The sequence below is a fragment of the Pseudomonas sp. MM211 genome (genome assembly GCF_020386635.1).
In the GTDB taxonomy this organism is placed as follows: Bacteria; Pseudomonadota; Gammaproteobacteria; order Pseudomonadales; family Pseudomonadaceae; genus Aquipseudomonas.
The window spans coordinates 630,476-652,576 of record NZ_CP081942.1 but is presented as its reverse complement, the minus strand read 5'-3'; the positions used below and the strand labels follow the sequence as shown (position 1 = coordinate 652,576).

Below are 22,101 nucleotides of genomic sequence, written 5' to 3'. Positions count from 1 at the left end.
CGTGCACTGCCGGCCGGCGCATGGGAGCGATCACCACAAGGAATCGCTTTCATGAGCCGCACCCCCGATACCTGGATTCTCACCGCCCATTGCCCGAGCCTGCTGGGTACCGTGGATGTGGTTACTCGCTACCTGTTCGAGCAGGGCTGCTACGTCACCGAGCACCACAGTTTCGATGATCGGCTGGCCAGCCGCTTCTTCATCCGCGTCGAATTCCGCGCCCAGGCCGGTTTCGACGAAGCGGCGTTTCTCGCCGGCCTTGATGAGCGCACCGCGCCCTTCGAGATGCGCACAGAACTGACGCCGCCGGGTTACCGCGCCAAGGTGGTGATCATGGTCTCCAAGGCTGATCATTGCCTCAACGACTTACTCTACCGCCAGCGCACCGGCCAGTTGCCGATGGATATCACCGCCATCGTCTCCAATCACCCGGATCTCAAGCCGCTGGCCGACTGGCACGGCATCCCCTATTACCACTTTGCCCTCGACCCCAACGACAAGCCGGCGCAGGAGCGCAGGGTGATGCAGGTGGTCGAGGACACCGGCGCCGAACTGGTGGTGCTCGCCCGCTATATGCAGGTGTTGTCCGCCGAGCTGTGCCGCAAGCTCGATGGCCGGGCGATCAACATCCATCACTCGCTGCTGCCCGGTTTCAAGGGCGCCAAGCCCTATCACCAGGCGTATCAGAAGGGCGTGAAGCTGGTCGGCGCCACCGCGCACTTCATCAACAACGATCTCGACGAGGGGCCGATCATCACCCAGGGGGTGGAAAGCGTCGATCATGCGCACTACCCCGAGGATCTGGTGGCAAAAGGCCGGGATATCGAATGCCTGACCCTGGCTCGTGCCGTCAGTTATTTCCTCGAGCGACGCGTGTTCCTCAACGCCAACCGCACCGTCGTGCTCTGACTGGCACGGGTGCCGCGCACAGAACGCTCGCTGTCGGTTTTGTCCCCATGGCAGCGCCAAGCGCTCGCTAGTCTGCCTAGACCGTTTGCGCCACCAGTCGGCGCGACCACTCGGTAGCCGTCCTGCCCTTACCGGCGGGTGCCGAGACAGACGCTTCAATACTCCATTGCAGGGCCTACGTGCCTTGTATCCACAACAAGAAGGAGATTCATATGTCTGGTAATCGCGGTGTCGTCTATCTCGGCACGGGCAAGGTCGAAGTTCAGAAGATCGATTATCCGAAGATGCAGGATCCGCGTGGTCGCAAGATCGAGCACGGGGTCATCCTCAAGGTGGTTTCCACCAATATCTGCGGCTCCGACCAGCACATGGTGCGCGGTCGCACCACCGCCCAGGTCGGCCTGGTACTGGGCCACGAGATCACTGGTGAGGTGATCGAGAAGGGCAGCGATGTCGAGAACCTGAAGATCGGTGATCTGGTGTCCGTGCCCTTCAACGTCGCCTGCGGCCGCTGCCGCTCCTGCAAGGAACAGCACACCGGCGTCTGCCTGACGGTCAACCCGGCGCGTGCCGGTGGCGCCTATGGCTACGTCGACATGGGCGACTGGACCGGAGGCCAGGCCGAATACGTGCTGGTGCCCTACGCCGACTTCAACCTGCTGAAGCTGCCGGATCGCGACAAGGCGATGGAAAAGATCCGCGACCTGACCTGCCTCTCCGACATTCTGCCGACCGGCTACCACGGCGCCGTCACGGCGGGCGTGGGGCCAGGCAGCACTGTATATGTGGCCGGTGCAGGCCCGGTCGGCCTGGCCGCAGCGGCTTCGGCGCGGCTGCTGGGCGCTGCAGTGGTGATCATCGGTGACGTCAATCCGGTGCGCCTGGCCCATGCCAAGGCGGTTGGCTTCGAGATCGCCGACCTGTCCAAGGACACGCCGCTGCACGAGCAGATCGCCGACCTGCTCGGTGAGCCGGAAGTGGATTGCGCCGTCGACGCGGTGGGCTTCGAGGCCCGCGGTCATGGGCATGCCGGCGCCCAGCACGAAGCGCCTGCCACGGTGCTCAACTCGTTGATGGGCGTGGTGCGGGTGGCCGGCAAGATCGGTATTCCCGGCCTCTACGTCACCGAAGACCCGGGCGCGGTGGACGCGGCAGCGAAGATCGGCAGCCTGAGCATCCGCTTCGGCCTCGGCTGGGCCAAGTCGCACAGCTTCCATACCGGGCAGACACCGGTGATGAAGTACAACCGTGCCCTGATGCAGGCGATCATGTGGGATCGCATCAACATCGCCGAAGTGGTTGGCGTGCAGGTCATCAGCCTGGAGGACGCGCCACGCGGTTACGGTGAGTTCGATGCTGGCGTGCCGAAGAAATTCGTCATCGACCCGCACAAGACATTCAGCGCGGCCTGAACAAGAAACGGAGCCTGAGGGCTCCGTTTTCATGTCAGCGAGCGTTGTCACGCTCACTTGGCCGCTTTGATTGCCGTGCGTGTCAGGCAGGCAATAGTTGCTAACCTGTCAGGCTAAACCTGCAGGAGCAACTCATGAGCTTTGACCGACGGATTTCCCTGATCACCCTTGGCGTGGCAGACGTACAGGCCAGCGCCGCCTTTTATGAACGGCTGGGTTGGACGCGCTCGTCCGCTTCCCAGGAAAAGATCGTGTTCATCAAGCTCAAAGGGCTCGCGCTTGGGCTGTTCTCGCGGGACGAACTGGCCAAGGATGCCAACCTGTCCGAGGCCGGGCCTGTGGGCTTCTCCGGCATCACCCTGGCGCACAATCTGGAAAGCCCCGAAGCCGTAGATGCGGCCATGGCGCTTGCTGTCGCCTCGGGCGGACGGCAGGTCAAAGCGCCTGAAAAGGTGTTTTGGGGCGGTTACTCCGGCTACTTCGCCGACCCGGACGGCCATCTCTGGGAGTTGGCGCACAACCCCTTCGCGCCGCTGGATGAGTCAGGTCATATGATCCTGCCGGACTGATGCACCGGGCCTGGTCGTAGCGGGTTCAGGCCGCGGTCTCCTGCTTCAATTGCTCGATCAACGCATCCTTCTCTTCCCATAAAGCGCTGACCCAGTTCTGCACGTACAGGCGGAATTCGGCATCGTTCTGGTAGTCGCCCTGCCAGAGCGCGGGATCGAGCGCGCGCGTACGAATATCCATGATGATCCGGGGTACCTGCCCGCTGATCAGCTTCCAGAAGCCGGGCGGCGTTTCTTCCGAGTAGACGATGGTGACGTCGAGGATGGCATCCAGCTGTTCGCCCAGCGCCGCCAGCACGAAGGCCACGCCGCCGGCCTTGGGCTTGAGCAGGTAGCGATAGGGCGAGCCCTGCTGCGCCTGTTTGGCCGGGGTGCAGCGCGTACCTTCCAGGTAATTGACCACGGTGACCGGCAGCTCGCGAAACTTCTCGCAGGCGCGGCGGGTGATATCTAGATCCTGGCCCTTGAGGTGCGGATACTTTTCCAGCTTGGCCTTCGAGTAGCGCTTCATGAACGGATAGTCCAGCGCCCAGAAGGCCAGGCCGAGGAAGGGCACCCAGATCAGTTGCTGTTTGAGGAAGAACTTGAAGTAGGGCGTCTTGCGGTTGAACGCCTGCACCAGCGCCGGAATGTCGACCCACGACTGGTGATTGCTGATGACCAGGTACGAGGTGTCCTGATGCAGTTCGCCGCCGCCGCGAATATCCCACCGGGTCGGGGTGAGCGCCGCGAAGATGCGTTTGCAGTTTTCGGCCCAGAACTCGGCGACCCACATCACCTGGCGTGAGCAGGCGGCCTTGAGTGCTTTGCCCGGCAGCACGAACTTGCCGATGGCGATAATCAGCATCGGCCCGATCAGGATCAGAGTGTTGAGCAAGAGCAGGAAAATAACAGTGAGGCCGGTGAGCAGACGGCGCATGGCAGCTCCTTGTGGGCACGAGGTGTTCATCATAGGCAGACAGCAGGCTGGCGCCAAATCGCTCTGCCGGACAAGGCGTTACTGGATGTCCCTTGAGCGGCGATGGCTTTGGTAAGGCAAAAGCAGACGGTAGGGGCAGAGCTTTCTTTTTGTAGGAGTGGCTTTAGCCGCGAGCTCTATTGAAGAGCAAAGAGCTCGCAGCTAAAGCGGATCGCCGCCCGGCCACTCCCACGACCGCGAGCGGCCGCTACCTCAAGTGCCCGCTCAGAACAACCTGGCCAATAGCGCGGTAACAGCCGTCTCTACCCGCAGAATCCGCTCACCCAGCTGCACCGGTTGCAGGCCCGCCTCGGCAAGCTTGTCGACTTCGTAGGGAATCCAACCGCCTTCTGGGCCGATGGCCAGGGTGACCGGCTGTTCGACGGCGCGCGGGCACGCCGGGTAGTTGCCCGGGTGGCCGGTCAGGCCGAGAGTTCCGGACGCTAACTGTGGCAGGCGATCCTCGACGAAGGGCTTGAAGCGCTTCTCGATGATCACCTCGGGCAGCACCGTATCGCGGGCCTGTTCCAGGCCGAGAATCAGCTGCTCGCGAATGGCTGTCGGCTCTAGAAAGGGCGTCTGCCAGAAACTTTTTTCCACCCGGTAGCTGTTGAGCAGGATCAGCCGTGGCACGCCCATGGCGGCGACGCTTTGCAGCACGCGCTTGAGCATCTTCGGTCGCGGCAGGGCGAGCAGCAGGGTGATCGGCAGCTTGGCGGGTGGTGGCTGGCCGAAGCTGACCTGCAGCTCTGCGCTGTTGGCGTCCAGCTGCAGCAACTGACCGCGACCCATGCCGCCGCCGAGGCGGCCGACCCGCAGGGTGTCGCCGTTCTCGGCGCGGTGCACTTCGTGCAGGTGGGTCAGACGGCGCCCATCGAGGCGTACACGATCGGCGGCGATGAAGTCGCCGTCTTCGAGCAGCAGCAGGTTCATGCTTGCGTGCTGGGCGGCTGGTCGGCCGGGGTTTCCTCGTCCTCGTCGGGCTCGCCGCGACGCGTACGGATCATGCTACCGGCAATGATGCCAAGCTCGAACAGCAGCCACATCGGCACGGCCAGCAGGGTCTGCGAGAAGATGTCCGGCGGCGTCAGGATCATGCCGACCACGAAGCAGCCGATGATCACGTAGGGGCGAATCTTGCGCAGGTATTCGACATCGACCACACCGATCCAGATCAGCAGCACCACGGCCACGGGGATCTCGAAGGCCACGCCAAAGGCGAAGAACAGCGTCATCACGAAGTCGAGGTAGCTGGCGATGTCGGTCATCATCGACACGCCTTCGGGCGTCACGCTGGCGAAGAAGTGGAAGATGATCGGAAAGACCAGAAAGTAGGCGAAGGCCATGCCGCTGTAGAACAGGATGATGCTGGAGATCAGCAGCGGGATGGCGATGCGCTTCTCGTGCTTGTACAGGCCCGGCGCGATGAAGCCCCAGACCTGATGCAGGATCACCGGCATGGCCAGGAACACCGCAACGATCATGGTCAGCTTGAACGGGGTGAGGAACGGCGAGGCCACATCGGTGGCGATCATCGTCGCGCCTTCCGGCAGGTACTGACGCAGCGGCGCCGAAACCAGCGTGTAGATCTGCTGCGTGAAGTAGAACAGGCCGGCGAAAAGCAGAAAGATAGCGCCTACGCAGCGCAGCAGGCGCGTACGCAACTCGGCAAGATGAGAAACCAGCGGCATTTCCTGGTCGTTGTCAGAGAGTCGACTCATGGTTGCGGCGTCTTGTCCTGGCTGGCGACGTGCGCCGGGGCTGGAGGTGTTGCAGAAGCTGGAGCAGGCTCAGCCGGAGCTACCGGAGCTACCGGAGCTACCGGAGCTACCGGAGCTACCGGAGCTACCGGAGCTGACTCGGCGACGGACGCCGATTGCTGCGCGGGCGCTGGCACTGCCGCTTGGGGGGCTGGCGGCAGGATGTCGTTCTTGACCGCCTGCATTTCCCGCTCGAGCTCGAGGATATGTTCGTTATGCAACTGGCGACGGATTTCGTCAGCGCCGATTTCTCGCTCGACCTCCGACTTGATCGCATTGAAGCTGCGCTTGATGCGCCCGATCCACAACCCTGCCGTTCGGGCAGCGCCAGGCAGACGCTCGGGGCCGAGCACCAGCAGGGCAATCAACCCGACCAGCAGCAGCTCGCTGAAACTGATACCGAACATGCTCTGGCCTCAGTCTTTACGCAGCGGTTCTTCGACCTTGCTGGCCTGGCCTTCCACAGTGTGCGGCTGGTTCAGCGGCGCCTGCTGCTGATAAGGCTGTTGGGGTTGCTGCGCTTGCGGTTCGGCCGGCTTGGTCTCGTCTTCGTTCATCGCCTTGCGGAAACCCTTGATGGTTTCACCGACGTCGGAGCCGAGGTTCTTGAGTTTCTTGGTGCCAAACACCAGCACGACGACGATAAGGATGACTACCCAGTGTTTCCAATCGAAAATGCCCATGCTGCATTGTCCTCGTCAGAGTCTTTATTGAGTGTCGCTGTCGCTTCGTGCGGCTTTTTCCGCATGCCCGGACAGGCCGAAACGGCGATCCAGTTCATCCAGCACCGCCTGTGGGTGCTGATCCAGCGCGGCCAGCATGACCATGCTGTGGAACCACAGGTCGGCAGTTTCGTAGATCAGATCGCTGCAGTCACCGCTGGTGGCAGCGTCCTTGGCGGCAAGAATGGTTTCCACCGATTCTTCGCCGACCTTCTCCAGGATCTTGTTCAGACCCTTGTGGTACAGGCTGGCCACGTAAGAGCTGTCTGGGGCCGCGCCCTTGCGCGACTCCAGCACCTCGGCCAAGCGCTTGAGGGTATCAGTCATGGCGGTGTTCCGGTGCATATATGGTGTGCGGATCTTTCAAGACGGCATCGACGGTCTTCCACGCGCCATTCTCGAATACCCGGTAGAAGCAACTTTCGCGCCCGGTATGGCAAGCGATGCCGCCGAGCTGTTCAACCTTTAACACGATCACGTCGGCGTCACAGTCCAGACGCAGCTCGTGGAGCTTCTGCACATGACCGGATTCCTCGCCCTTGCGCCACAGCTTGCCACGTGAGCGTGACCAGTAGATGGCGCGCTGCTCGCTGGCAGTCAGGGCCAATGCTTCGCGGTTCATCCAGGCCATCATAAGGATGCGCCCGGTCTGGTGATCTTGGGCGATGGCCGGCACCAGGCCGTCTTCGTTCCAAGTGACTTCATCTAACCAGTTGTTCATTGCTTTTCCGTATTCGAGACGCGGCGTTTCGTTGCAAGTGTGCCAGCCAGGGCGCTAGCTGGCTATCGGCGCACGATCAGGTACAGACCACTGGCGGTCATCAGCCAGGCGGGCCAGGCGATGGCCGGTTCACTCAGGTTGGCCATGCCCAGGGCCAGCACCACGCCGCCGCCGATCAGCGCGGCGCCGATCAGTCGTACCGCCCAGCCGTCACGCTCGCGCCATGGCGGTGGTGGATCTTTAGCGTGGGGCTGAGCCATGCGTTCGAGCAGGCTGCGGGTCATGTTGGCCAGGTGCGGCACTTGCTCGACCTGACTCTGCAGGTTTTGCAGCAGGTTGCGCGGGCTGACGCGTTGGCGCATCCAGCGCTCGAGGAACGGCTGAGCAGTCGTCCACAGATCCAGATCTGGGTACAACTGGCGGCCGAGACCCTCGATGTTGAGCAAGGTCTTCTGCAGCAGCACCAACTGCGGCTGGACTTCCATATTGAAGCGCCGCGCGGTCTGGAACAGGCGCATCAGCAGCAAGCCGAAGGAAATATCCTTGAGCGGGCGCTCGAAGATCGGCTCGCACACGGTGCGGATCGCCGCTTCGAAATCGTTGACCTGGGTTTCCTGTGGCACCCAGCCAGAGTCGATGTGCAACTGCGCCACCTTGCGGTAGTCACGCTTGAAGAAGGCCACCAGGTTGCGTGCCAGGTAATCCTGATCCTCGGGGGTGAGGCTGCCGATGATGCCGCAGTCGATGGCAATGTACTGCGGGTTCCAGGGCGTTCGCGTGCTGACGAAGATGTTGCCCGGGTGCATGTCGGCATGGAAGAAACTGTGGGTGAACACCTGGGTGAAGAAAATCTCCACGCCGCGTTCGGCCAGCAGCTTCATATCGGTGCGCTGGTCGGCCAGGGTGGCCAAGTCGGTGACCTGGATGCCATAGATGCGCTCCATCACCAGTACCTTGGGGCGGCACCAGTCCCAGTACACCTGCGGTACGTAAAGCAGGTCAGAGCCCTCGAAGTTGCGCCGCAACTGGCTGGCGTTGGCCGCCTCGCGCAGCAGGTCGAGTTCGTCGTAGATGGTCTTCTCGTAATCGCTGACCACGTCCACCGGGTGCAGGCGGCGCGCTTCGGCCGAGGCGCGCTCGGCCAGCTTGGCGAGCAGGAACAGCCAGGCCATGTCGGCGCGGATGATCGGCTTGAGGCCTGGGCGCACTACCTTGACCACCACTTCTTCGCCGCTTTTCAGCTGTGCCGCGTGCACCTGGGCGACGGAGGCGGAGGCCAGCGGCTCGGTGTCGAAGCGGGCGAACGCTTGGCTGACCGGCATGCCCAGTTGCTCTTCGATCAGTGCCAGTGATTTGGCCGGGTCGAACGGTGGCACGCGATCCTGCAGGTGAGTCAGCTCGTCAGCGATATCCGGCGGTAGCAGGTCGCGGCGGGTGGACAGCAACTGGCCGAACTTGATGAAAATCGGCCCCAGCTCTTCCAGGGCCAAACGCAGGCGCTGACCGCGATTGAGCGGCGACGCCTTGCGCGGCAGCCAGCGCCAGGGCAGCAGGAAGCGCGGTGCGCGCAGCCAGAAGGGCAGCGGCAGGGCGAACAGCAGGTCATCCAGGCGGTAGCGGATGACCACGTAGAGGATGCGCAACAGACGACGAACGGCAAGCAGCTTCATGCGATTGGCTTATGGCGTAGTACGAGGCGCTCGATGCGCGCGTCGAGACGGTCGAGGGAAAGTTTCAGGTCATCCAACTCGGCAAAGCGTGCCTCGGCCTCACGGTGGCCAACCAGCGTGCGTGATTCTTCGCTGAGGTAATCGGCCAGGCTCAGTTGCAGGCTGTGAATATTGTCTCGCGTCCAGCCGGCGCGGCTGCGCAGGTGGCCAGCGAGCAGCGGCGTGGCGATCGGGCCGAGCCAGCGTGACAGCTCGTATTCCCAGTCCAGCTCGAGATCCTGCAGGATGCCGGCCAGTTCCATCAGCGTGCCACTGTCGCCGTCCAGATCGACCTCAGGCTCATGCAGCACGGCCTGCTTGTCCTTGGCCAGCGCCAGGCGTAGCAGCGCGCTGGCTGGTGCGCGCAGCGTGCAGTCGATCTGGCCAGCCCATTGGCCTGCCAGCCGTAAGCCTTGGCCATCAGCGAGGATAAACAGCGCGAACGCAGGAGTCCGCGACTCGACCGCGATCACCCGGCCATTCAGCCGCGCCAGGCGTGGTAGGGCAGTGCTGTCCAGCGCGAGTACGCGATTGAGACCACGCTCGACGCCCGCGAACAGGGCCTGACTCAGCATCAGGGCTTGATACCGCGGTGCAGAGCGACGATGCCGCCGGTCATGTTGTGGTAAGTCACGCGGTCGAAACCGGCGGCTTCCATCATCGCCTTGAGGGTATCTTGATCCGGGTGCATGCGGATCGACTCGGCCAAGTAGCGATAGCTCTCGGCGTCGTTGGTGACCAGCTTGCCCACCAGCGGCATGAAGTTGAACGAATAGGTGTCGTAGACCTTGGACAGCAGGCTGCTCTTGGGCTTGGAGAATTCCAGCACCAGCAGGCGACCACCAGGCTTGAGCACGCGCAGCATGGAGGCGATGGCGGCATCTTTATGAGTGACGTTACGCAGGCCGAAGGCGATGGTCACGCAGTCGAAATGGTTGTCCGGAAAGGGCAGCTTTTCGGCGTCAGCCTGGACGAATGCGATGTTGCCCGACACGCCGCGGTCGAGCAGGCGGTCACGACCGACCCTGAGCATCGAAGCGTTGATGTCGGCCAGCACCACCTCGCCGGTCTCGCCGACGATGCGCGAGAACTGGCGGGCCAGGTCACCGGTGCCACCAGCGATGTCCAGCACGCGGTTGCCGCTACGTACGCCGGACAGCTCGATGGTGAAACGCTTCCACAGGCGGTGCATGCCGCCGGAGAGCAGGTCGTTCATCAGGTCGTACTTGGCTGCCACCGAGTGGAACACTTCGGCGACCTTGTCCGCCTTCCTGCTTTCTGGAACATCCTGGAAGCCGAAGTGGGTGGTAGGTTCGCTGTCGTCGTTCTTGCGCGGATCGTTCATGTCACCCTTTCCTGAAATCCGAGAGGCTTGGCGCCTATTTAAAAGCCTGCGAGCTAGAACCATGCAAGGCGTAACCGCCAGTGGGGCCATAGGCTGGCCTGCAGCACGGCGATAACAGGCTTTAGTAAGCCGAGTGCCCGCATTCTAAACCTAAAAGCTGGGTACAGGCTGCACGCGTGGTAGTGGGGCACTGGGTGCTTCTTGTATATTCCGCCGCCAGCGTTTTTAGTCAGGAGAGCCGTGATGGCCAGAATTACCGTCGATCGCCCCCACAACCTGGGGGTCGAGGCTGCACGGGGCAAGGCCGAACAACTGGCCGAGCGCTTGGCACGAGAATACGACGTGCGCTACCAGTGGAACGGCGACACCCTGGAGTTCAAACGCAGCGGCGCCGACGGGCGGATTGAGGTCAGCGAAGATCGCGTCCACCTGCAGCTCAACCTTGGCCTGCTGCTCTCGGTGATGAGCGGCAAGATCAAGAGCGAGATCGAAGAAGTCCTCGATAAGGAGCTGCAAGCCTGAACCCCTTCAGGGCTCAGCCACCCTTGTAGGGTGGATCCGCGGGGCGTGGTGATCCTGAGTAGCGCTGCGCTCAACCCAGGCCATTGCTCAGGCTCGCGCCATACAAGTGTTCGCGAGCCGCTGCGGCCGGCGCCGAGGAAGTTGCAGCCAGGGCATCCAGCCAAGCGTGCTGATGGCTGCTTGGCTGCCGGGCTCTGCCTTGAGCCATTGCCTCCAGGCGCATCAGTTGTTCTCTCTCGGCATCCAGCTCCAGCTGTTTGACCCGTTGCCGCAGTTCGGCGAGTGCCGAATCTTGCTGCGCTGGCGTGCGCCAGATCTGACGCAGAGCCCTGAGCGGGGTGACGACATCGTGCTGCCATTGTGTTGCCACTCGTCGCAATTGCGTTTCGAAATCGCCGTCATGGGGCGTGCCGCGGCGATCCATCCACAGGCCGCAGAGCAGCAGGCACACATCTGTACCGGCGTCTTGCTGGGTGAGGCATGCGGCTTCTACGCCAGGTTTGGTGTACAGCGTCGTGGCGAAACTCCACAGGTCAGTAGTCACGGTACGCTCCGAGTAAGCGGCGGGGGACTCTGGTAGAATCCGCCGCCATTATGATCCGACTTCTGAACCTTACCTTACAGCGTGGCCCGCAGCGTCTGCTAGAAGACGCCGAGCTGACCCTGCACTCCGGCCACAAAGCCGGCCTTATCGGTGCCAACGGCGCCGGCAAATCCAGCCTGTTCGCCTTGCTGCGCGGCGAGTTGACCCCGGACGCTGGCGATTGCCTGCTGCCCGGTGACTGGCGCATCGCCCATATGCGCCAGGAGGTCGATACCCTCGAACGCCAGGCCGTGGACTATGTGCTCGACGGCGACCATAACCTGCGGCGCGTGCAGGCTGATTTGGAGATCGCCGAGCAGCGCCAGGACGGCAGTGCCATCGCTCGCCTGCACAGCGAACTGGACAGCGCCGACGGCTACACCGCCGATGCTCGTGCACGCAAGCTGCTGGCTGGCCTGGGCTTCGACAATGCGCAGATGGATCGCCGGGTCGGCGACTTCTCCGGTGGCTGGAGGATGCGCCTTAATCTGGCCCAGGCGCTGATGTGCCCGTCTGACCTGCTGCTGCTCGACGAGCCGACCAACCACCTGGATCTGGATGCGATTCTCTGGCTCGAAGGCTGGCTGCAAAGCTATCCCGGTACCTTGCTGCTGATTTCCCACGACCGGGATTTTCTCGATGCGGTGGTCGACCACGTCGCCCATGTCGAGCAGCGCAAGCTGACACTATACCGTGGCGGTTACAGCGCCTTCGAGCGTACTCGTGCCGAGCGTTTGGCTCAGCAGCAGCAGGCGTACGAGAAGCAGCAAGTGCAGCGTGCGCACATGGAAAAGTACATCGCCCGCTTCAAGGCCCAGGCCACCAAGGCGCGTCAGGCGCAGAGCCGCATCAAGGCGCTGGAACGTATGGAAGAGCTGAGTGCGGCCCACGTCGACTCGCCCTTCGATTTCGTGTTCCGCGAGGCCGACAAGATTTCCACACCGCTGCTCAGCCTTGGCGAAGGCCGCCTGGGATACGCCGACAAGGCGGTGCTGCAGCAGGTCAAGCTGAGCCTGGTGCCGGGCGCCCGCATTGGTCTGCTTGGCCCGAACGGCGCCGGCAAATCGACGCTGATCAAGAACCTGTCTGGCGAGCTGCAGCCATTAAGCGGCAGCCTGACGCGTGGTGAGAACCTGGTGATCGGCTATTTTGCCCAGCACCAGCTCGACTCCCTCGACGACAAGGCCAGCCCGCTGCTGCACCTGCAGCGTATTGCCCCCGGTGAGCGCGAGCAGACGCTGCGCGATTTTCTCGGTGGTTTCGACTTCCGCGGGCCGCGTTGCGATGAGCCAGTGCTGAATTTCTCAGGCGGCGAAAAGGCCCGCCTGGCCCTGGCGCTGATCGCTTGGGGCAAGCCCAACCTGCTGCTGCTCGATGAACCGACCAACCACCTGGATCTGGAAATGCGCCTGGCACTGACCATGGCGCTGCAGGAATTCGCCGGGGCGGTGGTGGTGGTGTCTCACGATCGGCACCTGCTCAAGAGCACCACCGACGAGTTCCTGCTGGTGGCGGATGGCCGCGTGGCGCCGTTCGACGGTGACCTGGAAGATTACGCGCGTTGGCTGGTGGATTATCGTCAGCGCCAGGCCGCTCCAACGGCTGCGCCAGCGGTCAGCACGGGCAACGACAAGCGTGGCCAGCGCCAGGCCGCCGCTGCGCTGCGCCAGCAACTGGCGCCGCACAAGAAGGCGGCGGACAAGCTCGAGGCGGAACTCGGTCAGGTGCAGGGCAAGCTCGCCGCACTGGAAGAGCGCCTTGGCGATAGTGCCATCTACGAGGCCGCGCGCAAGGAAGAGCTGCGCCAGGCGTTGGCCGAACAGGCAGGGCTGAAGAGCCGTGAAGGCGAGCTGGAAGAGCAGTGGCTGGAAGCGTTGGAAACTCTGGAAGTGTTGCAGCAAGAACTGGAGGCAATGGCTTGAATTTCGATTTTACCGATCTGGCCTGGCTAACCGCCTGGAGCCAGCCACTGATGCTCGCTGGGCAGGTCGTGCTGATTCTGGTACTGGCCTGGCTGGCACAGCGGATTCTCACCCGTGGCATTAGCCGCCTGGGCCATCGCTATCCTCAGCTACCGGCAGAGCTGCTGGTGCCGTTGCGCGGCCTCACCCGCTGGCTGATCCTGGGTAGCGCCTTCATGTTGGTGCTGGAGCGCTTAGGCGTTTCGGCCCAGGTACTGTGGGGGGCGTTGACCGGCTTTGCCGCTGTGGCAGCCATCGCTTTCTTCGCCATCTGGAGCGTATTGTCGAACCTGTTCTGCGCGCTGCTGATCTTCGCCCTCGGGCCGTTCCGCATCGGCGACTGTGTCGAAGTGCTGGAAAGCGCCGACAAGCCGGGCGTGCGGGGTCGTGTATTGGACATCAACCTGTTCTATACCACCCTGGAAGACCTGACCGGCGACGCGCCGGGTACCTGGGTGCAGATTCCCAACAGCCTGTTTTTCCAGAAGGCCGTGAGGCGCTGGCGCAACGGTGATGTACCGGCAGCACGCAAGATCGAATCCTGATTAGATAAAGCAGCTTAAAACGTCGGCTAGGCAGGCAGCGCAAGGGCTAGGCGCCCCCACAAAAACGCGCGAGAAAGCGGAGTGTACGAGTAGTACATGAGCATTTTGAGTGCGGTTTTAACGCAGCGATGGCCACGCAGGTAGTTTTAACACCATCAATGAATCTTCTGAGGTCGTCATTATGGCTCTGGAAACCTGGCTCGCGTTCTTCGTCGCCTGTTGGCTGATCAGCCTGTCGCCGGGTGCCGGTGCCATCGCGTCGATGTCGGCCGGTCTGCAATACGGCTTTCTGCGTGGTTACTGGAACGCGCTTGGCCTGCAGCTTGGCCTGGCGCTGCAGATCGCCATCGTCGCTGCTGGCGTCGGTGCCGTGCTGGCGACCTCGGCATTGGCCTTTAGCCTGATCAAGTGGTTCGGCGTTGCCTATCTGGTGTACCTGGGCTGGCGCCAGTGGCGGGCGCTGCCTGCCGACATGACCGTCACTGGCGAACGCCCCATCGGTAGGCCGCTGAGCCTGGTGTTGCGCGGTTTTCTGGTTAATTTCGGCAACCCCAAGGCCATCGTCTTCATGCTTGCGGTGCTGCCACAGTTCATCAATCCTCACGCACCGCTGACCGAGCAGTATCTGATCATCGGCGTGACCATGGTGACTGTCGATCTGATCGTCATGGCTGGCTATACCGGCCTGGCCGTACGCGTTCTGCGCCTGCTGCGCACGCCGCGTCAGCAACGCATCATGAACCGCAGCTTTGGCGCGCTGTTCGTGGGCGCTGCGGCGTTGCTGGCTACCGTGCGTCGCGCACCGGTCTGAGCATGCGCGTATGGATCGATGCCGACGCCTGCCCACGGCTGTCGCGGGATCAGGTGGTCAAGTTCGCCCTCAAGCGTAACTTCGAGGTCGTCATGGTTGCCGGGCAAGCGCAGCCCAAGCCGGCTTTCGCCTGTGTGCGTTTGATCGTCGTGCCGAGCGGCCCGGATGCGGCTGATGATTATCTTGTGGAGCACGCCGTGCCAGGCGAGCTGGTGATCTGCAGCGACGTGCCGCTGGCTGATCGCTTGGTGAAGAAGGGTGTGCTGGCGCTGGATCCGCGCGGCAAGGAGTTCGACGAGCGCAACATGGGCGAGCGTCTGGCGGTACGTAACCTGTTTACCGACCTGCGTGAGCAGGGGCAGGTCAGTGGTGGTCAGGCTGCCTACGGCGACAAGGATCGGCAGGCGTTCGCCAATTCCCTCGATCGTCTGCTGACGCGCCTGTCACGCGGTTGAACGCCTCGTCGACCCGTAGCCTGGGTTGAGCAGCGCGATACCCAGATTGCCATTTCACGGGTATCGCTGCGCTCGACCTAGGCTACGGCAAGCGTTTAAGCCTATCGCCGCTGCGGGCGGCGATAATCTTTACTCGTGTGTCAGTTCCAGCACCCGATCCACCAATTTGTTGATCCCCGACGCGGCCTGCGAGATCGAGTTGGCCAGCATATAGGCCGGCGTGGTCACCAGCTTGCGCTGGGTATCTTCGACAATATCTTCAACGTTGCACTCGACGTGCTCGGCGCCCATTTTGGTCAGTGCTGCTGCGGTGTCGGCGTCATGGCCGATGGTGCAGGTCACGCCAGCGCCAAAGATGCGCGCCGCCAGGGCCGGGGCGATGCAGATCAGCCCGACGGGTTTGGAGGCACTGACGAACGACTGCGCAGCGGCCAGCACGTCGGCCTGCACGGTGCAATCGCCGCCAGCACTGGCGAAGTCGGAAAGATTCTTGGCGGCGCCGAAGCCACCCGGCAGGATCAACGCATCGAAGTCGTCGGCACGCAGTTCGCGCACGTCCTTGATGTTGCCGCGGGCGATGCGTGCGGATTCCACCAGCACGTTACGCGCCGGCTGCATTTCCTCGCCGCTCAGGTGGTTGAGTACGTGTGCCTGATCGATGTTTGGCGCGAAGCACTGCACTTCGGCGCCGCGTTGGTCGAGGCGCAGCAGGGTGATCACGCTTTCGTGGATCTCCGAGCCGTCATAGACGCCACAACCGGAAAGAATCACTGCGACTTTCTTGTTCATCGACCAACTCCTGATGAGGTACGAGCCGAGCCCGGATCTTGCGTCCGGCGGTCTCGCCTGGGGGTAACATGTCTTCTGTTATGACTGATCAGTCAGCCAATTGTTACAGGCTTTTGAACGTTTGTGAGGTCGTCGTCAATTGCAGTGCTTCAGGTGCGGCGCTGTCTACGACGGTACAGCCAGATGCCCAGGCCGATGATCAGCAAACCCGCGAAGACGTACAACTGAACCTGATGCAGCTCACCCAGCAGGCCTTCGAGTGCGCGGCCGAGTTTATAGGCGAGGGTGCCGAGCACGATGGCCCAGATCGCTGCGCCGATGGCATCGAGAATCACGTAACGGCGACGCGGATAGCCGGAGATACCGATGGCCAGTGGCATCACCGTGCGCATGCCGTAGAAGAAGCGGAAGCCCAGCACCCAAAGATCCGGATGACGGCGCAAGTACACCAGTGCCTTGTCGCTGAGCGCTTGCCACTGGGGACGATTATCGAGAATGCGTCGACCGTGACGGCGGCCCAGATGGAACCACAGTTGGTCGCTGGCATAGGTGCCGAGGAAGGCGAAGATTATCACCAGCTCGATCTGCAAGATGCCCCGCAACGCCAGATAAGCCGCCAGTAACAGCGACATTTCACCTTCGAGAAAAGTGCCCAGGGCCAGGGCCGGGTAACCGAAGTGCTGCAGCAAATTTTCCAGCATTGAAGATGACCGTAGAGGAGGGAACGCAAGGCTACGTGGTTCGACAACGTAAAACAGCATTTGTCGAAATACTGTGAAATAACCCCTGGCAGCTTTTGCTTGCAATGCTGGGGTGTTATGCCGATTGCGAACAATTTTGGTGCATCCGATGTGCCTTATCGGCTGCGACGTGCCGTCGCAGTATTCGTTATCGTCGTCATCATTTGGTCATAATGGCGGCTTATAACTGTCACACTTCGCCCGCTTGAGCGGGCCCAGGAGTCTGCACGTGAGCTTTACCCCTGCTAACCGCCTGTTCCCAGCCACCCGCCTGCGCCGCAATCGTCGCGACGAATTTTCCCGGCGTTTGGTGCGCGAGAACGTGCTGAGCACCAACGACCTGATCCTGCCGGTATTCGTGCTCGATGGCGAGAATCAGCGTGAGGCGGTGGCATCCATGCCCGGCGTTGAGCGTCTTTCCATCGACCTGCTGCTGCAGGAAGCGGAGAAGTGGGTGGCTCTGGGTATTCCCGCGCTGGCGCTGTTCCCGGTAACCCCCGCAGAAAAGAAAACCCTCGACGGCAGTGAAGCCTGGAACCCGGACGGCATCGCCCAGCGTGCCACCCGTGCGTTGCGCGCGCGCTTCCCCGAGCTTGGGGTGATCACCGACGTGGCCCTCGACCCGTTCACCACCCATGGTCAGGACGGCATTCTCGACGAAGAAGGCTACGTGCAGAACGACATCACCGTCGATGCGCTGGTCAAACAGGCACTGTCTCACGCGGATGCGGGTGCTCAGGTGGTGGCGCCGTCGGACATGATGGACGGGCGCATCCAGGCGATTCGCGAGGCGCTGGAGCTGGCCGATCACGTCAACGTGCGGATCATGGCCTACTCTGCCAAATACGCCAGCGCCTACTACGGCCCGTTCCGCGATGCGGTGGGCTCCTCGCTGAACCTCGGCAAGGCCAACAAGGCCTCCTACCAGATGGATCCGGCCAACAGTGACGAGGCGTTGCATGAAGTCGCCGCCGACCTCGCCGAAGGCGCTGATATGGTCATGGTCAAGCCGGGCATGCCGTACCTGGATATCGTTTCCCGGGTCAAAAGCGAATTCAAGGTGCCGACCTTTGTCTATCAGGTCAGTGGCGAATATGCGATGCACATGGCTGCCATCCAGAACGGCTGGCTCAGCGAAGCGGTCATTCTCGAGTCGCTGACGGCCTGCAAACGAGCGGGTGCCGATGGCATCCTCACTTATTTCGCCGTGCGTGCGGCCGAACTCATACGACAGGGGCAGTAGCCCCTCCAGGGTAATTCAATGAGCAACGAAGGACTCAGTGAGAACGAACAGCTCGATGTACCGGCAATCAGCCTGCCGGTGATCGACGAAGCGCCGGTGGAAACCATAGTGGAAACGCCAGTAGTCGAAACCACGGCGGTCGCCGTGCCAGTGCCCAGCCTGGATGACAGCAGCCTGTACATCCACCGTGAACTGTCGCAGCTGCAGTTCAACATCCGCGTGCTGGAACAGGCGCTGGACGAGTCCTACCCGTTGCTGGAACGTCTGAAGTTCCTGCTGATCTTCTCCAGCAACCTCGATGAGTTCTTCGAAATCCGTGTTGCCGGGCTGAAGAAGCAGATCAATTTTGCCCGTGAGCAAGCTGGCGCCGATGGCTTGCAGCCGCATCAGGCGCTCTCGCGCATTGCCGAACTGGTACACGAGCAGGTCGGCCGTCAGTACGCCATCCTCAACGATGTGCTGTTTCCGGCGCTGGCCAAGCACGGCATCAACTTCATCCGCCGCCGCTACTGGACGACCAAGCACAAGGCCTGGGTGCGCCGCTATTTCCGCGACGAGATCGCGCCGATCATCACGCCGATTGGTCTCGACCCCACGCACCCGTTCCCGCTGCTGGTCAACAAGAGCTTGAACTTCATCGTCGAACTGGAAGGCGTCGATGCCTTCGGTCGCGACTCTGGTCTGGCTGTAATCCCTGCGCCGCGTCTGCTGCCGCGGATCATCAAGGTACCGGAAGACGTCGGCGGCCAGGGCGCCAACTACGTGTTTCTGTCGTCGATGATCCATGCTCATGCCGATGATCTGTTCCCTGGCATGAAGGTCAAGGGTTGCTACCAGTTCCGCCTGACCCGTAACGCCGATCTGTCGGTGGATACCGAGGACGTCGAAGACCTGGCCCGTGCGCTGCGCGGTGAGCTGTTCAGCCGCCGTTACGGGGATGCGGTGCGTCTGGAGGTGGTCGACAGCTGCCCGAAACACCTTACCGACCAACTGCTCAAGCAGTTCGGCCTGTCGGAGCATGAGCTGTATCAAGTCAACGGCCCGGTCAACCTGACCCGCCTGTTCAGCATCACCGGCCTGGAAAGCCATCAGGATCTGCAGTACCCGCCGTTCACTCCGGTAATCCCCAAGTTACTGCAGAACAGCGAGAACATTTTCAGCGTGGTCAGCAAGCAAGACATCCTGCTGCTGCATCCCTTCGAGTCCTTTACTCCCGTGGTGGATCTGTTGCGCCAGGCGGCGAAAGACCCACACGTATTGGCCATCAAGCAGACGCTCTACCGCTCTGGCGCCAACTCGGAGATCGTCGATGCATTGGTGGAAGCCGCGCGCAACGGCAAGGAAGTTACCGCGGTGATCGAGCTGCGCGCGCGCTTCGACGAGGAGTCCAACCTGGCGCTGGCCAGCCGCCTGCAGGCTGCAGGTGCCGTGGTGATCTACGGTGTGGTCGGCTTCAAGACCCACGCCAAGATGATGCTCATTCTGCGTCGTGAGAACGGCGAGATCGTCCGTTACGCGCACCTGGGTACTGGTAACTACCACGCCGGCAACGCCCGTCTGTACACCGACTACAGCCTGCTCACCGCCGATGTGGCGCTGGGTGAGGATGTGTCCAAAATGTTCAGTCAGCTGATTGGCATGGGCAAGACCCTGCGCATGAAGAAGCTCCTGCATGCGCCCTTTACCCTGAAGAAAACCCTGCTCGACCTGATCGCCAAGGAAACCCACCTGGCCAGTGAAGGCAAGCCGGCGCACATCATCGCCAAGTTCAACTCGCTGACCGATGCGAAGATCATTCGTGCGCTGTACAAGGCCAGCCAAACGGGTGTGAGGATCGATCTGGTAGTGCGCGGTATGTGCTGCCTGCGGCCAGGGGTACCAGGTGTTTCGCACAACATTCAGGTTCGCTCGATCATTGGCCGCTTCCTGGAGCACACGCGGGTGTTCTATTTCCTCAATGGCGGCGAAGAGAAAATCTACCTGTCCAGCGCCGACTGGATGGAGCGCAACCTCGACAAGCGCGTGGAGACCTGCTTCCCGGTCGAGGGTAAAAAACTGATTCTGCGCGTGAAGAAGGAGCTGGAAGCCTACCTGACCGACAACACCCATGCCTGGGTGCTGCAGCCTGACGGGCGCTATCTACGGCTTTCGCCGACCGGTAACCAGAACTCGCGTAGCGCGCAAGCCAGCCTGCTGGAAAAGCTCAGCGCACCGGTGATTATCCCGCGCTGAGTGCGCGACGAAAAAGAAACGGGCCATTGTGCCCGTTTCTCGTTGTGGATAACTCAAGCCGTAGGGTGAGTTAGCGGCGCAATGCCCGATGATTTCAGGCGTGCGCCAGCTCGGCGCGTCGCGTAACCCACCAAGCGGTGTCAGGTGTTGCGCGATGGTGGGGTACTCGCTCGCCGTCGCTCAAAACCACGCCTCGCTCATCGCCAGGCAGGTTTCGTCACGCTGCTCCAGGATATCCAGATCGTGATGGCAGCCCGGTACCTCGCGTAGCAGGAAGTAGCGTGCGGCCTGCAGCTTGCCGCTGTAGAAGTCGGCGTCGGCCGCGTTGCCAGCCAGGCGCCCCTGTTCGGCGTGAACGGCCTGTTCCAGCCAGCGCCAGCCGATCACCAGATGGCCGAACACCTTGAGGTATAGCGCCGAGTCCGCCAGGGCGCCGTTCACGCGGCCCTGCTGCAGGTCGCCGAGCAAACCGAGGGTCACCTGCGACAGGCGCGCCAATAACGTTTCCAGCGGCTGACGTAGGGCGTCCAGTTCAAGGAAGGGCTCGGCGCGCTGGCAGGTATCGATGATCTGCCGGCTCAATACCTTGAGTGCTGCGCCGCCGTGCTGGCCGACCTTGCGCCCCAGCAGGTCGAGGGACTGGATGCCGTGGGTGCCTTCGTGGATCGGGTTGAGGCGGTTGTCACGGTAATACTGTTCCACCGGGTGATCGCGGGTATAACCGTGGCCGCCGAGAATCTGGATCGCCAGGGCATTGGCTTGCAGGCAATACTCGGACGGCCAGGACTTGGCCACCGGAGTCAGCAGGTCGAGCAGTTGCCCGGCCTGCTCACGCTGTTCGGCGTCCTCCAGCGTCTGGCTATCGTCGAACAGGCGAGCGCAGTACAGCCCGAGATCGAAGGCGCCTTCCACGTAGGCCTTCTGGGTCAGCAGCATGCGGCGTACATCGGCGTGCTCGATGATCGCCACCTGAGCGCTTGCCGGGCTCTTGCCGTCGGGCAGGCGCCCCTGCGTGCGCTGGCGTGCATATTCCAGGGAGTACAGATAGCCGGCGTAGCCGAGCATCACCGCGCCCATGCCGACGCCTATACGCGCCTCGTTCATCATCTGGAACATGTAGGACAGGCCTGCATGAGGCTTGCCCACCAGATAGCCGACGCAATTACCGTGATCACCGAAATTCAATGCCGTGGAGGTGGTGCCGCGCCAGCCCATCTTGTGGAACAGGCCTGCCAGGATCACGTCGTTGCGCGGGCCCTGGCTGCCGTCTTCGCCGATCAGGAATTTCGGCACGATGAACAGCGAGATGCCTTTCACCCCGGCAGGAGCGTCGGGCAGGCGGGCCAGCACCAGGTGGATGATGTTCTCGCTCAGGTTATGGTCGCCACCAGAGATGAAGATCTTGTTGCCCTTTAGGCGGTAGCTGCCATCAGCTACGGGCTCGGCACGGGTGCGGATATCGGCGAGGGAGGAGCCAGCATGGGGCTCGGTCAACGCCATGGTGCCGAAGAAGCGGCCTTCGATCATCGGCTGTAGAAAACGACGCTTCTGCAGTTCATCGCCAAAGGCTTCGATCAGGTTAGCGGCCGCCATGGTCAGCAGCGGGTAGGAGGCCGTGGCGATGTTGGCCGCCTGGAAATGCGCGAAACACGCCTGGGACAACAGGTTGGGCAGTTGCATGCCGCCTGCCTCGAAGTTTCTGGTCGCGTTCAGGAAGCCGGCATCGACGAAGGCCTGCAGCGCTGGCTTGACCTCGCCGATCAACTGGGCGGCGCCGTCGACATACTGCGGCTCATGCTCATCGCCCTTGCGGTTGTGCGTGGCGAACAGCTCTTCGGCGATGCTGCGCGCGGTATCCAGCGCCGCCTCGAAAGTTTCCCGGCTGTGCTCGCTGAACCGCTGGCGGCTGGTGAGCGCTTCGGCATTCAGCACTTCATAGAGTTCGAACGCTAGGTTGCGGGCGCTGAGCAAGGTCTCGGGCATGATGGCTCTCCGGTTGAATGAGGCCAGTCTAGGGAGCTGCGCGCGGCCCGCCAGCATCATCGACCGCCGTGATGGCGGGGAACAAGCCGGACACGGCCAGGGCCAATCCGATGCAGGCGCTGCAGCACGCGC

24 protein-coding genes are annotated in these 22,101 nt (G+C 62.3%); 10 read left to right on the top strand and 14 right to left on the bottom strand.

Annotated features, from left to right (window positions below; all coding sequences use genetic code 11):
* Positions 1-51 precede the first annotated feature (51 nt).
* The 3 genes from purU (at position 52) to K5Q02_RS02890 (ending at position 2,890) form a co-directional block, all read left to right on the top strand.
* A complete protein-coding gene (gene purU, locus K5Q02_RS02900; protein ID WP_225836198.1) occupies positions 52-909 on the top strand; it encodes a formyltetrahydrofolate deformylase in 858 nt (285 codons plus the stop codon).
* A gap of 212 nt (positions 910-1,121) precedes the next feature.
* Positions 1,122-2,321, top strand: coding sequence for a formaldehyde dehydrogenase, glutathione-independent (fdhA, locus tag K5Q02_RS02895; protein ID WP_225836188.1), 1,200 nt, complete (start codon positions 1,122-1,124; stop codon positions 2,319-2,321).
* 134 nt (positions 2,322-2,455) lie between these two features.
* A complete protein-coding gene (locus K5Q02_RS02890) occupies positions 2,456-2,890 on the top strand; it encodes a VOC family protein (protein ID WP_225836186.1) in 435 nt (144 codons plus the stop codon).
* Positions 2,891-2,915: 25 nt separating this feature from the next.
* On the opposite strand, the gene K5Q02_RS02885 is transcribed toward K5Q02_RS02890, so the two are convergent.
* The 10 genes from K5Q02_RS02885 to ubiE form a co-directional block, all read right to left on the bottom strand.
* Positions 2,916-3,809: an acyltransferase gene (locus K5Q02_RS02885; protein WP_225836184.1), complete on the bottom strand. Its 894-nt coding sequence runs from the start codon at positions 3,807-3,809 to the stop codon at positions 2,916-2,918.
* Between the two features lie 264 nt (positions 3,810-4,073).
* The gene (locus K5Q02_RS02880; protein WP_225836183.1) at positions 4,074-4,781 is read right to left on the bottom strand and encodes a 16S rRNA (uracil(1498)-N(3))-methyltransferase; all 708 of its coding nucleotides are present in this window, start codon (positions 4,779-4,781) and stop codon (positions 4,074-4,076) included.
* Positions 4,778-5,569: a twin-arginine translocase subunit TatC gene (gene tatC / locus K5Q02_RS02875; protein ID WP_225836181.1), complete on the bottom strand. Its 792-nt coding sequence runs from the start codon at positions 5,567-5,569 to the stop codon at positions 4,778-4,780. Before tatC ends, K5Q02_RS02880 begins: the two co-directional genes overlap by 4 nt.
* Positions 5,566-6,015 (bottom strand): Sec-independent protein translocase protein TatB, encoded by a 450-nt coding sequence (gene tatB, locus K5Q02_RS02870; protein ID WP_225836179.1) that lies wholly within the window; start codon positions 6,013-6,015, stop codon positions 5,566-5,568. Before tatB ends, tatC begins: the two co-directional genes overlap by 4 nt.
* A gap of 9 nt (positions 6,016-6,024) precedes the next feature.
* Positions 6,025-6,291, bottom strand: coding sequence for a twin-arginine translocase TatA/TatE family subunit (locus K5Q02_RS02865; RefSeq protein ID WP_225836177.1), 267 nt, complete (start codon positions 6,289-6,291; stop codon positions 6,025-6,027).
* 24 nt (positions 6,292-6,315) lie between these two features.
* The gene (locus K5Q02_RS02860; protein ID WP_042553874.1) at positions 6,316-6,657 is read right to left on the bottom strand and encodes a phosphoribosyl-ATP diphosphatase; all 342 of its coding nucleotides are present in this window, start codon (positions 6,655-6,657) and stop codon (positions 6,316-6,318) included.
* Complete coding sequence (gene hisI / locus K5Q02_RS02855) at positions 6,650-7,051, bottom strand: phosphoribosyl-AMP cyclohydrolase (protein ID WP_225836167.1); 402 nt, start codon at positions 7,049-7,051, stop codon at positions 6,650-6,652. Before hisI ends, K5Q02_RS02860 begins: the two co-directional genes overlap by 8 nt.
* A gap of 62 nt (positions 7,052-7,113) precedes the next feature.
* Positions 7,114-8,721 carry a ubiquinone biosynthesis regulatory protein kinase UbiB gene (gene ubiB, locus K5Q02_RS02850; RefSeq protein WP_225836166.1) on the bottom strand — a complete coding sequence of 536 codons (1,608 nt, stop codon included), beginning with the start codon at positions 8,719-8,721 and terminating at the stop codon, positions 7,114-7,116.
* Positions 8,718-9,335 (bottom strand): ubiquinone biosynthesis accessory factor UbiJ, encoded by a 618-nt coding sequence (locus K5Q02_RS02845; RefSeq protein ID WP_225836164.1) that lies wholly within the window; start codon positions 9,333-9,335, stop codon positions 8,718-8,720. Before K5Q02_RS02845 ends, ubiB begins: the two co-directional genes overlap by 4 nt.
* The gene (gene ubiE, locus K5Q02_RS02840) at positions 9,335-10,105 is read right to left on the bottom strand and encodes a bifunctional demethylmenaquinone methyltransferase/2-methoxy-6-polyprenyl-1,4-benzoquinol methylase UbiE (RefSeq protein ID WP_225836162.1); all 771 of its coding nucleotides are present in this window, start codon (positions 10,103-10,105) and stop codon (positions 9,335-9,337) included. Before ubiE ends, K5Q02_RS02845 begins: the two co-directional genes overlap by 1 nt.
* A 243-nt stretch (positions 10,106-10,348) precedes the next feature.
* Here ubiE and K5Q02_RS02835 point away from each other — a divergent pair, with 243 nt between their 5' ends.
* On the top strand, positions 10,349-10,627 hold the full coding sequence (locus tag K5Q02_RS02835; RefSeq protein WP_225836160.1) for a polyhydroxyalkanoic acid system family protein: 279 nt from the start codon (positions 10,349-10,351) through the stop codon (positions 10,625-10,627).
* Between the two features lie 70 nt (positions 10,628-10,697).
* Here K5Q02_RS02835 and K5Q02_RS02830 read toward each other — a convergent pair whose 3' ends face one another.
* Positions 10,698-11,171, bottom strand: a complete 474-nt coding sequence (locus K5Q02_RS02830) for a TIGR02444 family protein (RefSeq protein ID WP_225836159.1) — start codon at positions 11,169-11,171, stop codon at positions 10,698-10,700.
* 50 nt (positions 11,172-11,221) lie between these two features.
* Between K5Q02_RS02830 and K5Q02_RS02825 the strand changes: the two genes are divergently transcribed.
* From K5Q02_RS02825 to K5Q02_RS02810, 4 genes are all read left to right on the top strand, one after another.
* Positions 11,222-13,132: an ATP-binding cassette domain-containing protein gene (locus K5Q02_RS02825; protein WP_225836158.1), complete on the top strand. Its 1,911-nt coding sequence runs from the start codon at positions 11,222-11,224 to the stop codon at positions 13,130-13,132.
* Between the two features lie 50 nt (positions 13,133-13,182).
* Positions 13,183-13,716, top strand: a complete 534-nt coding sequence (locus K5Q02_RS02820) for a mechanosensitive ion channel family protein (protein ID WP_225839547.1) — start codon at positions 13,183-13,185, stop codon at positions 13,714-13,716.
* A 181-nt stretch (positions 13,717-13,897) separates the two neighbouring features.
* Entirely contained in the window at positions 13,898-14,527 is a 630-nt protein-coding gene (gene rhtB, locus K5Q02_RS02815) for a homoserine/homoserine lactone efflux protein (RefSeq protein WP_225836157.1), read from the top strand.
* A gap of 2 nt (positions 14,528-14,529) precedes the next feature.
* Positions 14,530-14,982, top strand: coding sequence for a YaiI/YqxD family protein (locus K5Q02_RS02810; RefSeq protein ID WP_225836156.1), 453 nt, complete (start codon positions 14,530-14,532; stop codon positions 14,980-14,982).
* 129 nt (positions 14,983-15,111) lie between these two features.
* On the opposite strand, the gene elbB is transcribed toward K5Q02_RS02810, so the two are convergent.
* Positions 15,112-15,771 carry an isoprenoid biosynthesis glyoxalase ElbB gene (gene elbB, locus K5Q02_RS02805; RefSeq protein WP_225836155.1) on the bottom strand — a complete coding sequence of 220 codons (660 nt, stop codon included), beginning with the start codon at positions 15,769-15,771 and terminating at the stop codon, positions 15,112-15,114.
* Between the two features lie 149 nt (positions 15,772-15,920).
* A complete protein-coding gene (locus K5Q02_RS02800; RefSeq protein ID WP_225836154.1) occupies positions 15,921-16,472 on the bottom strand; it encodes a DedA family protein in 552 nt (183 codons plus the stop codon).
* Positions 16,473-16,740: 268 nt separating this feature from the next.
* On the opposite strand from K5Q02_RS02800, the gene hemB reads away from it, so the two are divergent.
* Together hemB and ppk1 are read left to right on the top strand one after the other, a co-directional pair.
* Complete coding sequence (gene hemB, locus K5Q02_RS02795; protein ID WP_225836153.1) at positions 16,741-17,754, top strand: porphobilinogen synthase; 1,014 nt, start codon at positions 16,741-16,743, stop codon at positions 17,752-17,754.
* 18 nt (positions 17,755-17,772) lie between these two features.
* Complete coding sequence (ppk1, locus tag K5Q02_RS02790; RefSeq protein ID WP_225836152.1) at positions 17,773-19,986, top strand: polyphosphate kinase 1; 2,214 nt, start codon at positions 17,773-17,775, stop codon at positions 19,984-19,986.
* A 180-nt stretch (positions 19,987-20,166) separates the two neighbouring features.
* On the opposite strand, the gene K5Q02_RS02785 is transcribed toward ppk1, so the two are convergent.
* Positions 20,167-21,969, bottom strand: coding sequence for an acyl-CoA dehydrogenase (locus K5Q02_RS02785; protein ID WP_225836151.1), 1,803 nt, complete (start codon positions 21,967-21,969; stop codon positions 20,167-20,169).
* Positions 21,970-22,101 lie beyond the last annotated feature (132 nt).

Coding starts and splice junctions, on each gene's coding strand:
- purU (WP_225836198.1), top strand. CDS start 52: ATGAGCCGCACCCCCGATACCTGGATTCTCACCGCCCATTGCCCGAGC.
- fdhA (WP_225836188.1), top strand. CDS start 1,122: ATGTCTGGTAATCGCGGTGTCGTCTATCTCGGCACGGGCAAGGTCGAA.
- K5Q02_RS02890 (WP_225836186.1), top strand. CDS start 2,456: ATGAGCTTTGACCGACGGATTTCCCTGATCACCCTTGGCGTGGCAGAC.
- K5Q02_RS02885 (WP_225836184.1), bottom strand. CDS start 3,809: ATGCGCCGTCTGCTCACCGGCCTCACTGTTATTTTCCTGCTCTTGCTC.
- K5Q02_RS02880 (WP_225836183.1), bottom strand. CDS start 4,781: ATGAACCTGCTGCTGCTCGAAGACGGCGACTTCATCGCCGCCGATCGT.
- tatC (WP_225836181.1), bottom strand. CDS start 5,569: ATGAGTCGACTCTCTGACAACGACCAGGAAATGCCGCTGGTTTCTCAT.
- tatB (WP_225836179.1), bottom strand. CDS start 6,015: ATGTTCGGTATCAGTTTCAGCGAGCTGCTGCTGGTCGGGTTGATTGCC.
- K5Q02_RS02865 (WP_225836177.1), bottom strand. CDS start 6,291: ATGGGCATTTTCGATTGGAAACACTGGGTAGTCATCCTTATCGTCGTC.
- K5Q02_RS02860 (WP_042553874.1), bottom strand. CDS start 6,657: ATGACTGATACCCTCAAGCGCTTGGCCGAGGTGCTGGAGTCGCGCAAG.
- hisI (WP_225836167.1), bottom strand. CDS start 7,051: ATGAACAACTGGTTAGATGAAGTCACTTGGAACGAAGACGGCCTGGTG.
- ubiB (WP_225836166.1), bottom strand. CDS start 8,721: ATGAAGCTGCTTGCCGTTCGTCGTCTGTTGCGCATCCTCTACGTGGTC.
- K5Q02_RS02845 (WP_225836164.1), bottom strand. CDS start 9,335: ATGCTGAGTCAGGCCCTGTTCGCGGGCGTCGAGCGTGGTCTCAATCGC.
- ubiE (WP_225836162.1), bottom strand. CDS start 10,105: ATGAACGATCCGCGCAAGAACGACGACAGCGAACCTACCACCCACTTC.
- K5Q02_RS02835 (WP_225836160.1), top strand. CDS start 10,349: ATGGCCAGAATTACCGTCGATCGCCCCCACAACCTGGGGGTCGAGGCT.
- K5Q02_RS02825 (WP_225836158.1), top strand. CDS start 11,222: ATGATCCGACTTCTGAACCTTACCTTACAGCGTGGCCCGCAGCGTCTG.
- K5Q02_RS02820 (WP_225839547.1), top strand. CDS start 13,183: ATGCTCGCTGGGCAGGTCGTGCTGATTCTGGTACTGGCCTGGCTGGCA.
- rhtB (WP_225836157.1), top strand. CDS start 13,898: ATGGCTCTGGAAACCTGGCTCGCGTTCTTCGTCGCCTGTTGGCTGATC.
- K5Q02_RS02810 (WP_225836156.1), top strand. CDS start 14,530: ATGCGCGTATGGATCGATGCCGACGCCTGCCCACGGCTGTCGCGGGAT.
- elbB (WP_225836155.1), bottom strand. CDS start 15,771: ATGAACAAGAAAGTCGCAGTGATTCTTTCCGGTTGTGGCGTCTATGAC.
- K5Q02_RS02800 (WP_225836154.1), bottom strand. CDS start 16,472: ATGCTGGAAAATTTGCTGCAGCACTTCGGTTACCCGGCCCTGGCCCTG.
- ppk1 (WP_225836152.1), top strand. CDS start 17,773: ATGAGCAACGAAGGACTCAGTGAGAACGAACAGCTCGATGTACCGGCA.
- K5Q02_RS02785 (WP_225836151.1), bottom strand. CDS start 21,969: ATGCCCGAGACCTTGCTCAGCGCCCGCAACCTAGCGTTCGAACTCTAT.